General features: G+C 65.6%; 6 protein-coding genes. 3 read left to right on the top strand and 3 right to left on the bottom strand.

Annotation, left to right across the window (positions count from 1 at the left end):
* Window positions 1-114: 114 nt before the first annotated feature.
* From HUX88_RS26170 to HUX88_RS26160, 3 genes are read left to right on the top strand one after another with little or no spacing between them, the layout of a single operon-like run.
* Complete coding sequence (locus HUX88_RS26170; protein WP_176363659.1) at window positions 115-993, top strand: alpha/beta fold hydrolase; 879 nt, start codon at window positions 115-117, stop codon at window positions 991-993.
* A 7-nt stretch (window positions 994-1000) separates the two neighbouring features.
* The gene (locus HUX88_RS26165; protein WP_117014617.1) at window positions 1001-2041 is read left to right on the top strand and encodes a sensor histidine kinase; all 1041 of its coding nucleotides are present in this window, start codon (window positions 1001-1003) and stop codon (window positions 2039-2041) included.
* On the top strand, window positions 2041-2769 hold the full coding sequence (locus tag HUX88_RS26160; RefSeq protein WP_117014618.1) for a LytTR family DNA-binding domain-containing protein: 729 nt from the start codon (window positions 2041-2043) through the stop codon (window positions 2767-2769). The genes HUX88_RS26165 and HUX88_RS26160 overlap by 1 nt, the downstream gene beginning before the upstream one ends.
* 12 nt (window positions 2770-2781) lie before the next feature.
* Here the strand turns inward: HUX88_RS26160 and HUX88_RS26155 are convergent, their stop codons facing one another.
* The 3 genes from HUX88_RS26155 to HUX88_RS26145 all read right to left on the bottom strand — a co-directional run bounded on the left by HUX88_RS26155 (window position 2782) and on the right by HUX88_RS26145 (window position 12001).
* On the bottom strand, window positions 2782-5226 hold the full coding sequence (locus HUX88_RS26155; RefSeq protein ID WP_176363658.1) for an ABC transporter permease: 2445 nt from the start codon (window positions 5224-5226) through the stop codon (window positions 2782-2784).
* A 133-nt stretch (window positions 5227-5359) separates the two neighbouring features.
* A complete protein-coding gene (locus HUX88_RS26150; RefSeq protein ID WP_176363657.1) occupies window positions 5360-8659 on the bottom strand; it encodes a S41 family peptidase in 3300 nt (1099 codons plus the stop codon).
* A 9-nt stretch (window positions 8660-8668) separates the two neighbouring features.
* Entirely contained in the window at window positions 8669-12001 is a 3333-nt protein-coding gene (locus HUX88_RS26145; protein WP_176363656.1) for a S41 family peptidase, read from the bottom strand.
* Window positions 12002-12026: the final 25 nt, after the last annotated feature.

Raw genomic sequence — 12026 nt, 5'->3', positions numbered from 1 at the left:
GGTACTGGCGGCTACCGTTCATCCTTTTAAAAAAACCGCTCATCCAGTAGCCGTCGCCGGCGCGATGGCGGTTCGATAGCATGGCCTCACTTAATCACAACAACGGAGGTCAGCATGCCACGCTCGTTCATCAAACGTATCGCAACCATTGCCGCCAGCCTGGCGCTGGCCTACTCCGCCGGCGCTTCCGCCGCGGCCTCGCATCCGGCCTTCAAGGTGCAAGTCACCGGCCAAGGTGCTCCCGTGATCCTGATCCCCGGCCTGGCATCGTCCGGCGAAGTGTGGGACGGCACCGTCGCCCACTACTGCGGCAGCCGCCAGTGCCACGTCGTCACCCTGGCCGGGTTTGCCGGCGTGCCCGCCATCGAAGGCCCGCTGCTGCCGGCAGTGGAGCAGCAACTGAGCGACTACATCGCCGCCAATAAATTCGACCACCCCATCATCATCGGCCACAGCCTGGGCGGCTTCGTCGGCATGAAGCTGGCCGCCGACCATCCAGACCAGGTGGGCCGCCTGGTCATCGTCGACACCTTGCCAGCGCTGGCAGCGGTCCAGATGCCCAGCATAACAGGCGCGCAGATGAAGGAAATGGCGGCCGGCCTGCGGACCCGCATGGAGTCCATGGACGCGGAAGCCAAACGCGCCAACCAGATGAAAACCCTGCAATCCATGATCACCAAGCAGGAAGATATCGACCGCGCCGCCGCCTGGGGCAAGCAATCCGACCCAGCCACCGTCACCAACGCGATGGTCGAGATGATGAGCGAGGACATGCGCGCGGAAGTTGGCCGCATCAAGGCGCCCACGCTGGTGCTGGGCTCCTGGATCGCCTACAAGGACTATGGCAGCAAGCCGATGTTCGAGCAGATGTACAAGAGCCAGTACCAGCAACTGCCCAACGTGAAAGTGGAGCTTGCCGACAACGCCCGTCATTTCATCATGTACGACGATCCGGCTTGGATGTATGATCGCATCGATAACTTTTTGAAGTGATTCCATCATGACCGACGACCGTCCACTCATCGCGCGCCTGAACTGGTACTGGCTGTTCCAGCTGGCTGGATGGATGTTCCTGCCAGTGCTGCTGATCGCCATGACGCCGGGCGACAGCCACACGCCCCGCATGCTGGGCATATCCATGTGGGGCGTGGTGACCGGCCTGGTGATCTCGGACACCTGGCACCGGCTGCTCAAGCGCCAGATCCAGAACGGTGTGCGCGTCAGCTGGAAGGCGATGATGGCCGCCATCCTGGTGTTGGGGACCATTCACACCGCCGTGCAGACGGTCGGCTACCTGGTCATCAAGCCTTTCGGTGAAGTGCACGGCGTGGCCTGGGTACCGGGCGCGCTGATGTTCTGGTGGGGCGTCTATTTGGTGTGGAACACGTTCTACATGGCGGTGCAGTCGCTGCGCCGCGCCAACCGCCTGGAACAAGAGGCGCTGCGGCTGGAGATCAGCGCCAAGGACGCCGAACTGCGCGCCCTGCAGGCGCAGGTCAATCCGCATTTTTTTTTCAACAGTATGAACAGCGTGCGCGCGCTGGTTTATGAGGACAGGGATTCGGCCGCGCTGATGATCGACCAGCTGGCGAGCGTGATGCGCTATGCGCTGCAATCGGGCCAGCACGATACGGTCCCGCTGGCGGCGGAGATCGAAGCCGTGCAAGCCTATCTGGCGATTGAAAAAATCCGCTTCGAGGAACGCATGCGGGTCAGCGTGGAAATCGGACTGGGTCTGGATCAGGTGCGTATTCCACCGATGGCCTTGCAGACGCTGGTGGAGAACGCCGTCAAGTACGGCGTCGAGGCCAGCCCCACCGGCAGCGAGATCCGCATCCGCGCACAGCGCATGGACGACGGCAAAATCCACATCGAAATCGCCAACCTTGGCGCGATTCTGCCGTTCGCCAATTCCACCAAGGTGGGATTGGTGAATACCCGCAAACGCCTGGCGCTGGCATTGGGCTCCAATGCCAGCCTGGATCTGACTGAAAACAGTGGCTGGGTGCGCGCCACGATGACTTTACCGGAGGCCGCCTGATGCGCGCATTGCTGATCGACGACGAGCGCCTGGCGCGCGCGGAACTGCGCCGTTTGCTGGCGGCCCACCCCGAAGTGGAAATCGTCGGCGAGGCCGCCAACGCGGCCGACGGCATCCAGCAGATCAACGCGCTCAAGCCGGACCTGGTGTTCCTCGATGTGCAGATGCCGGGCGGTAGCGGCTTCGACATGCTGGCCGCGCTGGAGGAAGCGCCGGAGGTGATCTTCACAACGGCCTTCGACCAGTATGCGCTGCAGGCGTTCGAGGTCAATGCGCTGGACTATCTGCAGAAGCCGATCCAGGCGGCGCGGATGGCGGCGGCCTTGCAGCGCTGCGCTCTGCGCCATGGGCGCGCGCTGGCGTATGCGGCAGCCGGCGTGCCGGCCGTGGCGCCGACGGCGGCTAAGAAGCTGTTCATCAAGGATGGCGAGCGATGCTGGTTTGTCGGCTTGCAGGATGTGCGGCTGTTCGAGTCGGACGGCAACTACACGCGCGTCTATTTCGACCAGCACAAGCCGCTGATGCTGCGTTCCCTGAACCAGCTGGAGGAGCGGCTGGACCCGCAACGCTTCTTCCGCGCCAGCCGCCGTCACATCGTCAACCTGGACTACGTCGACCAGGTCACGCCGAACGACGCCGGCGGCCTCGATCTGCTGCTGCGCGACGACCTCGAAGTCGAAGTCTCCCGCCGCCGCGCCGCCCAGTTCAAGACCCTTGCCAGCCTCTGAGCCAAATTCGGCTCAGGTTCGCAACGCCTCGGCGGGCGCCATGCGCATGGCGAGCCAGGTGTGGCGGGCGATGGCGATGAGGGCGATGGCCAGCGTCAGCGACAGCGCGATCAGCAGCGTCCAATAGCCTATCGGCGCGTGTTCGACGTAGCCCGAGAGATAGCGGCGGATGGCGACCACCGCCAGCGGTGACGCTATCGCCGCCGCGGCCAGCACCAGCGAACCGATTTCGCGGACCACCAGCACGCCGATGTCGGCGCCGCGCGCGCCGTGCAGCTTGCGCATGACGATCTCCCTGGCGCGACGCTGCACCGTGTTGGCCGACAGCACGTAGGTGCCGAAGGCGGCGATCGCCAGGGCGATGCCGGTGGCGACGGACATCAGCTTGGCCAGTCTGGCATCGTCGGCGTAATTGCGCGCCAGGACGTCGCCGGCGCGCACCACCTTGGGAATCGCGTCCGGGAAAAAGCTCGGCCACAAGGCCTGCACGCTGCGCTCCACCGCCGCAGGATCGGTCGCGGCGCGCACGCTCAGCACCGTCCCCGCTGTCCACAGTTCGTAGGCGGTCGCGCGCGGCGCATCGCGCAGCGAATGGAATCGCAGATCGGGGGCGATGCCGACGATGCGCTTTGAAATCACCTTGTTGTCGAACCCCGTGAACAGCACGGTCTGGCCGATCGCCGCTTCGTCGCTGGCGAAACCCAGCTCACGCGCCGCAGCAGCGTTCAGCACCACCGGTACGCGATCGTCCTCCTTGTCCCACTCGGCCTGGAACAAGCGCCCGGCCAACGGCGCTATGCCATACAGCTCGAAGAAATTCGCGCTGACCGACTTCATCTCCATCGTCGCACCCTGGCCGCCAGGACGCTTCAGCTCACGGGACCAGATCCAATCGAGCCGGCCCACCGGGTCTTCCGATATCGCCACGCCGGCCACGCCCGGCTGCGCCGCCAGGGTCGAGTAGAAGCGACGCGCCTTCTCGCTGTCCCTCACCCGCTCCGGCATATCGACAATGACGAACGGCGCAGGATCGAAGCCGGGCGAGGCATGCATCGCATAGTAAGTCTGCCATGCCACCGCGATGGTCACGGCGGCGAAACCCATCGCCACCGACACCTGCAGCACCGTCAGCGCGCGCCGCCATTGCATGCTGCCCCGGGACTCCGTGTCGGGACGGCCGGCCAGCACCTGCGTCGGATGCACACGCAGCGCCACCCATGCCGGGTAGATGGCCGTCAGCACGCCCAGCAAACCGCCTATGCCAAACGCCGCGACGATATTCTGCAACGTGAACAGACCGTCCAACTGACGGTCGACCAGCTGCGAAAAAACGGGCAGCGCCAGCCACGCGAGCATCAATCCAAGCGCGGTGGCCGTCATCGCCACCAGCAGCGATTCGAGCAGGAACAGCAACATGAGCTGCCCGACGCCGGCGCCCAGCACCTTGCGCATCGCCACCTCGCGCTGGCGCCGCAGCACGCGCACCATGCTCAGGTTGACGTAGTTGATCGCGGCCATGAGCAGGATCAGCAACGCAAGCGCTGCCAGCCCGGCCACCAACACCGGATTGGCGCGGTCGCCCGGCATCGATATGAAACTGTTCTGCATCTTGTAGTCGAAGTAGGCGTCGCGCAGCGGCGACATGATCAGCTCTATCGCCTTGCGCGTGCCGAGGCGCGCACGCGTCTCCGGTGGGTATTGATGCAGGCTCGGGGCGGCGTCCACCACTTTCTGCAAGCGGTCGATGATGGCCGGCAGCGAGGCGCCTGGCTGCACGCGTATCAGCATCTTGCCCATCCAGCCATGTTCACCGGTGAGCATCTCGTGCCGTATATCCGGCCCCGCCACCACCGAATTGACGCCGAAGATCACTTCGAACGGAATCGTCGTATTGGCCGGCGGCGTCGGCACCACGGCGCCCACTTGCACGGCATTCCCTTCCGCCAGCATCGTGCGGCCCAACGCATTGGTCGTACCGAACAGGCGAAGCGCGCCGGCCTCGGTGATGACAAAACGGTCCGGCTTTTCCAGCGCGTCCGCCAAGTCGCCCTGCACTGCCCGCATTCCCAGCATCTCGGTAAAGCCGGGCATCACCGTCAGACCGCGCACCGCGAACATGCTCCGGTTGACGCGCACCGTGAGCGGCGTGATCTCCGGACGCGCCGGAATAAAGAGCGCGGCGCCAGTTACGCCCGGCGTCTTCAGCGCGGGCTCGCGCAGCAGCATCGGCACCACCTCGTGCAGCGGCGAGTCGGGGTCGATATTGAAATGCTGCTTGGCGACGTAGATCCTGTCCACGCCCGGCAGGTGCGCGTCGTACTCCATCGAATAGCGCACAAAGCCAAGCAGCAGCAGGCACGCGGCCAAGCCCACGCCCAACCCCAGCACCACGGCCAGCGTGTAGGCCGGCTCCTGTATCAGCGCGCGCCAGCCGATGCGAAAGTCTCTTAGCTTCATCGATCGAAAATCCGTGTATGGAAAACCTCTGGCGTTTGCAACATCCATGCCACGGTTGATATTGCGGCCAGGCGGCCGCCTATGCGGGGTCGGTGTCCGGAAGTGAACGTTATGGCTGTTCACTTCCGAACACTTACTTCACCTTGATCGGAAAGGCCGGATGCACCGGCCGCACCGGCGGGTTCTTCGCCAGTTCGGCCTTGATGACTTCAATCGCCTTTTCCAGCTGTGGATCGCGGCCCGCGATCACGTCGGCCGGATTCTGGTCGACTTCGATGTCGGGTGCGACGCCTTCGTTCTCCACACCCCAGCCACCGTCGCGGGTCCAGAACGCCAGGTTGGGCGCCGTGATGCCGCCGCCGTCCATCAACACGGGGAAGCCGAGGATGCCAACCAGCCCACCCCACGTGCGCTTGCCGATCAACGGGCCCATTTGATTTTTGCGGAACATCCATGGCAGCAGGTCGCCGCCGGAACCCGCCGTCTCGTCGATCAGCATCGCGCGCGGTCCCTGGATCGAGGCCGACGGAGTCTTCATGTCGGCGCCGTAGCGCATGGTCCACCAGGCGATTTCCTTCTTCTGCAAAATCTCCAGGTAATAGTCGGCCACGCTGCCGCCGCCGTTGAAGCGCTCGTCGATGATGACGGCGTCCTTGTCGGCCTGCGGGAAGAAGTAGCGCTTGAAGTAGGTGTGGCCCAGCGTGGCGGTGTTGGGCACGTACACATAGGCGACCCTGCCGCCGGTGGCCGCGTTCACCTTGCGGATATTCCCTTCGATCCAGTCTCGGTTGCGCAACGCGTCCTCGGTCGCCACCGGCACCACGGTGATAGTGCGCGATTTGCTGCCGTCCGCGTTCGGGCCGACGGTGATGTCGATGGCCTTGTTGGCGGTGTTTTCAAAAGCGCTGTAGAGATTCGTCGGCGCCAGCAACGGACGGCCTTCCACCGCCAGCAGGTACTCGCCGGCCTTGACGTTCAGGCCAGGCTCGGTCAATGGCGCGCGCAGCGCCGGGTTCCAGTTCAAGCCACCGTAGACTTTCTTGAAGCGATAGTGGCCGTCGCTGACTTCATAGTCCGCGCCCAGCAGGCCACCCGGCACCGGCTTGGCGTCGTTGAAGAAGTCACCGCCGCCGCCGCGATGGTGGCCGACGCCGATCTCGCTGCACAGCCACTGGATCACGCGATTCAGGTCGCCACGGCTGGACAGCTCGGGCAGGAACTGCGCGTATTTGGCGCGCATCTTGTTCCAGTCGGCGCCGTGCATGCCGGGGTCGTAGAAGTAGTCGCGGTTGATGCGCCAGGCTTCGTTGAAGATCTGCGTCCACTCGGCGCGCGGCTCGGCGTGGACCTCGATCGCTTCGACCTTGATCTTGCCTTCGCCCGGCGTCAGCGTCTTGGCGGTGGCGCTGCCCATGGCCCAGGCTTCCTTCAAACGGTACAGGATCTTCTTGCCGTCGGAGGATACTTCGTAGTCGTCGGCTTCGGCCAGCAGCGTTTCGGCCTTGCGGTCCTTCAGATCGAAGCGCTGGATGGCTTTCTTGCCGTCGTTCTCGCGCAGGAAGAAGATCTGCCCTGCTTCGCCGGTTCCCAAATCGGACAGCGCGGCAGCCGGCACCGGCAGGTCGACGATGCGGGTTTCGATGCCGTCGAAATCGATCGAGATCGGCGCCACAGGCGCGACCGTCACCTTCGGATCGTCGCGGCCCGTCTTCGGATCGACCTTGGGTGCTTCCGGCTTGGCCGCTTCCTTCGTGGCCGCAGGCGCGGGCGGCACCGCGCTCTTCTCTTCGTCGCTCTCCTTGATCAGCGGCGACGGCAGGTCGCGCCGCAGCACGGCCATCCAGATGGTGCGCGTGACGCGGTTGTCTTCGTTCTGCTGGGAGAACCAGTTGTTGCTAGGCCCCGCGTTGGTCGATGCGAAGAAGTACAGGTACTTGCCGCTCTTGTCGAACACCGGATCGACGACGTCGGACAAGCCATCCGTCACCGGCCACGATTTGTTCTGCTCCAGCGAGTAGATGTAGGCGCTGCGGGTGTAGGTCATCGAATTGAGCGCGTAGGCGATCCAGCGCGAATCCGGCGCCCATGCGGCGCGCAACGTCTTGTTCACACCGTACAGCGGCTCGCTGGCGATCTTCTTGATCGTGCCGGTGGCGACGTCCATCACATACAACGTCCAGGCGTTGTCTGTGTAGGCGATCTTTTTGCTGTCCGGCGACCAGACCGCGTTGTCGTAGAAGCCTGCTCCGGTGAGCTTGAACTTGCGCGGCTCGCCCTTGCCGTCCTGTGCGCGGATGTGCAGCGCGTATTCGCCCGATTCGTCCGAGAAGTAGGCGACGGAGCGGCCGTCCGGCGACCAGGCCGGCGAGCGCTCATGCGCGGCCGGCGTATGCGTCAGGTTGCGCACATCGCCTTTGTCCGCAGGGATGGTGACGATCTCGCCACGGAACTCGTACGCCACTCGCGCGCCGGACGGCGAGATCGAGGCACCGCGAATGTACTTGGCGCCGCTGACCCAGCGCGGGCGCGATGCGCCCAGATCGCTGTTCACGCCGATGGTGAGTTTGTGCGACTGTCCGCTGGCCGGGTCCAGTGCATGCAGGTAGCCCGCCTGCTCGTAGACGATGCCGCCACCGCCGGCAGCGATGTTCAGCACCGGGAAGTCGGCATGCCGGGTCAGCGCGCGCACGGCCTTGCTCTTGACGTCGTAGGCGTACAGATTGAATTCGCCGTCGCGGTCGGAGCGGAAGTAGACGGTGTCGCCGATCCACACCGGATCGACGTCGTTCGAATGCGTGGCCGGCTGCGGGATCTGCTGCACCGATTTGTCGGCGCGGTTGAACAGCCACAGGATGGAGTTGGTGCCGCCGCGATAGTGCTTCCACTGCATGAAGGCCGGCGAGAACGGATTGTAGACGATCTGTTTGCCGTCGGGCGACCAGCCGGCGCGGGCGGCGTTCGGCACTTCCAGTTCGGTCTCCACGCCGCCGGCCACCGGCACCGTGAACAGCTTGCGATAGCGGTTGTTGAACGCCGCGCGCGGGGATGTGAACATCACCGCCTTGCCGTCCGGTGTGAAGCTTTGCACCACGTCCGCGCCGGGATGGTAGGTCAGGCGTTTAGGCACGCCGCCTTCTACCGGCAGCAGGTAGACGTCGATATTGCCGTCTACCTGTGCGCTGTAGGCGATCGATTTGCCGTCGGGCGAAAACACCGGGTTCGATTTCTCGCCCGGATCGGAGGTCAACCGGCGCGGCGACGAGCCGTCGCGGTTGGCCAGCCAGACGTCGCCCACGTAGATGAAGGCCAGGTGCTGCGCCGACAGCGCGGGCTCGGTCAGCATGCGCGTGTCGGTGGTGCTGGGCAGCGCCAGCGTGCCGTGGCTCATCGTCAGCAGCGCGGCGGCGACGGCGGCGGATAGCATGTGCTTCATCGTGTCTCCTTATTTGAGCGCGGGGATGGCTTGCGGCTGATAGGGCTTGACCGGCTGCTCCTTCAGCTTCTTGTCCAGCAGTTCCAGCGCCACCTCCAGCTGGCGGTCCTGGCCTTGATACGTGGCGTGCGGCAGGTTGTCCACTTCCACGTCCGGCGACACGCCCACGCCTTCGATCAGCCATTGGCCGTCGGCGGTGTTGAACTGCCCGTTCTCGGCGACGCGCGCCATGCCGTTGTCGCTCAGGCGGTTGTTATCGCTGAGCCAGACGCCGGCGCCCGCCGTGCGCTTGCCCACCAGCGGCGCCAGTCCCAGCGCCTTGATGCCGGCCGCGAAGGTCTCGCCGTCCGAGTAGGTGTATTCGTCGACCAGCACCACCAGGTGGCCGCGGAAGGTGTTCTGCATGTTCGGCGCCGGCAGCGCACCCGGCGACGACCAGAAGGCCCAGGCTTTGCGCAGCAGCTTCTCGATCACCCAGCTGTCGATGTTGCCGCCGTTGTTGCGGCGCACGTCGATGATCAGGCCTTCGCGGTTGACGTTGGCGTAGAAGTCGCGCGCGAACGAGGCGATGTCGCGCGCTCCCATGGCGCGCAGGTGCAGGTAGCCGATGCGGCCCTTGGACGCGTCGTCCACCTGGCGCGCGCGGCTCTGTTCCCAGTCGCTGTAGCGCAGGCCTGCCTGTTTGCCCATGTTGATCGGCGTGACGATGACCGAGCGCGTGCCGCCCTCCTTGCGCTTCACCTGCAGCAGCATCTGCTTGTCGGCCTGGTTCAGCAGCAGGTCGGCGATGTCGCGCGCTTCCAGCACCGGCTTGCCGTTGACGGCAGTGATGACGTCGCCCTCCTTCACGTCCACGTCCGGCTGCAGCAGCGGGCCGCGTTCGGACGGCAGCTCCGGTTCGCTGCGGTAGATGTGGTCGACGCGGTAGCCGTCGGCGCTGCGCGTGAGCAGCGCGCCCAGGCCGGCCGGCGCGCCCTCCGGCGCGGGACGGCGCACGTCGCCGGGTGCGATCTGCGAGTGCAGCGCGCCCACTTCGCTGATCATCATGCCCAGCACGTCGTTCAGTTCCGCGCGGTCGGTCACGCGCTCGACCAGCGGCGCGTACTTGGCGCGCACGCCGGCCCAGTTCACGCCGCGCATCTTGGCGTCGTACAGGAAGTCGCGGTGCATGCGCCAGGCGTCGTTGAACATCTGCGTCCACTCCAGGCGCGGGTTGGAGGTGAAGGTCCAGTCGTCCACCTTGACCTTGGCCTTGGAGACGTCGGCCGGCACCTTGGCGCCCGCCTCCACCACCAGCATGTCGCCAGGGCCGCCGGCGGCGAAGGTGCGGTAGTACAGGTGCTTCTTGTCGAAGGCCAGGTCGTATTCGCGCACGCCGCCGACGAAGACCTCCGGCTGCGGGCCGTTGGCGGCGATCGCCAGCGTTTTCAGGTTGGCCTTGCCGTCGTTGCCGTCGGCGTCGAGGAAGTACAGGCGCTTCTCGTCGAGCTCCAGGTTGCGGTAGTTACCGGCGGCGAGCGGCACTTCGTACAACCGGTCCGCCAGGCCCGCGTAGACGATGGCCGGCAGCGCCTTGCCGGTTTTCTTTTCCGGCACGGCCTTGGCCACGGCTTTTTCCACCGCCTTCTCGGCTGCCTGCTCGACGGCCTTTTCCGCCGCGCCCTCGGCCGGCTTGTCGCCCGGCTTGTTCAGCTCATCGTCCGGCTTGAAGGGGAAGCGGTTGCCCGGCTGGAGCGCCAGCGCGTACACGCCGGTGCGCTTGTCGAACACCGGTCCCATGTTGCGGTCGCCCCAAGGCGAGCCGTTCGCCAGCTGGAAGTTGCGGGCCGAGAGGAAGTACAGCCATTTGCCATCCGGCGAAAACGCCGGCGAGACCGAGTTGTAACGGTCGCCGGTGACGAAGGCCAGCTGCTTCGATTCGAGGTTGTACAGGCCGATCTGGTTGCGCTGCTCGATGCTGGCGGCGCGCACCAGCGCCAGGTTCTTGCTGTCGCCGGACCACTGGACATCCTCGTGCCGGTCGTTGCCGGCCTTGCTGCCGTCGTCGATGACGGTGTTGGCCTTGGTCGCCAGGTCCAGCATCCACAGGCGGCCTTTCTTGTCGGTGTGGGCCAGCCAGCGCCCGTCCGGCGACGGGTACAGCTGCCAGCGGTGGCTGTTGCCGTCCTTGGTCAGCTGCTCGCCCTTGCCGGAACCGTCGGCGGCGAATTTCCAGATTTCGTTTTCACCGGTGCTGTCGACGATGGCGTACACCCATTTGTCGTCGTGGCTGAAGACGGCCTCGCGAGCGCGCGCGCCAGGCGGCACGGCGATCTCGACCCGGCGCAGCGAGCCGGTGCCGGCCACGCTCACGCGGCCGCGCGCGGTCAGCACCAGGCGCTCGTCCTTACCGGAGATCTGGACGTTGGTCAGGTTCTCCAGCGGCGAGCGGATCTGGCGGGCGCGCTGCTGGTCGAAGTCCGAGACCAGGTTGATGGCCAGCTGCTCGTCCTTCGCGGCGGCCAGGTCCAGCACGTGCAGGTCGGCGCCCAGTTGATAGGCGATGCGGCCGTCGCCCAGCGCGGCGTTGCGCACATCCCAGCCGGTGTGGTTGGTCAGCTGGCGCGGATCGCTGCCGTCCGGCGCCATCGACCACAGGTTGTCGGAGCCGCCACGATCGCTGATGAAATACAGGCGGCCCTGCCACCACATGGGCCGCTTGTTGTTGCCGGCGTCGGAGGCCAGCAGCGGCACCGCTTCCGCGCCGCCGGCCAGGTCGTAGCGCCACAGCCGCGCATGGGCGCCGCCCCGGTAGTTCTTGACGTTGTCGTTGGTCAGGGCCAGGCCGTTGCGGGTGAAGTACAGCGTCTTGCCGGCATCGTCCAGCACGGCGTCGTTGGCGTCCGCCACGGGGAACACGCGGCGCTGCAGGTCGCCCGGTTTGACCGCCGCGATAACGTTGTTGCGCGACGGCCCCTTGGTGTCGAGCGTGGTCACCAGCACCTCGCCCTGCGCGGTCCAGCCCAGCACATTCACCGCGCTGTTTTCAAACGTGATGCGCTTGGGCAGGCCGCCCTCCAGCGGCATGACGTAGGCTTCCTGCCCGCCTTCGTAGGATGCCGAGAAGGCGATCCATTTGCCGTCGTGCGAGATGGCGGCGTTGGTCTCGGCCGCCGGGTGGGTGGTCAGGCGCTGGGCGGCGCCGCCGTGCGGGCCGGTCTTCCACAGGTCGCCCTCGGCTGTGAAGACCACGGCTTCGCCACGGATGGCGGGATAGCGGTAATACGCGTCGGCGGCGGAGGCGGCGCCGGACAGCAGGCCGGCGGACATCAACATCAGGCAGAGCGGGCGGGACAGGGTCATGGGACAGTTTCAATGTTTGTCAAAT

Source organism: Duganella sp. BJB1802 (genome assembly GCF_013369445.1).
GTDB lineage: Bacteria > Pseudomonadota > Gammaproteobacteria > Burkholderiales > Burkholderiaceae_D > Rugamonas > Rugamonas vulcania_A.
Note: the sequence above shows the minus strand (reverse complement) of the source record. Positions and strands in the feature narration are given on the sequence as shown.

What these genes read in the sequence shown, in the direction of transcription:
- HUX88_RS26170 (WP_176363659.1), top strand. Translation starts at nt 115, where the DNA reads ATGCCACGCTCGTTCATCAAACGTATCGCAACCATTGCCGCCAGCCTG.
- HUX88_RS26165 (WP_117014617.1), top strand. Translation starts at nt 1,001, where the DNA reads ATGACCGACGACCGTCCACTCATCGCGCGCCTGAACTGGTACTGGCTG.
- HUX88_RS26160 (WP_117014618.1), top strand. Translation starts at nt 2,041, where the DNA reads ATGCGCGCATTGCTGATCGACGACGAGCGCCTGGCGCGCGCGGAACTG.
- HUX88_RS26155 (WP_176363658.1), bottom strand. Translation starts at nt 5,226, where the DNA reads ATGAAGCTAAGAGACTTTCGCATCGGCTGGCGCGCGCTGATACAGGAG.
- HUX88_RS26150 (WP_176363657.1), bottom strand. Translation starts at nt 8,659, where the DNA reads ATGAAGCACATGCTATCCGCCGCCGTCGCCGCCGCGCTGCTGACGATG.
- HUX88_RS26145 (WP_176363656.1), bottom strand. Translation starts at nt 12,001, where the DNA reads ATGACCCTGTCCCGCCCGCTCTGCCTGATGTTGATGTCCGCCGGCCTG.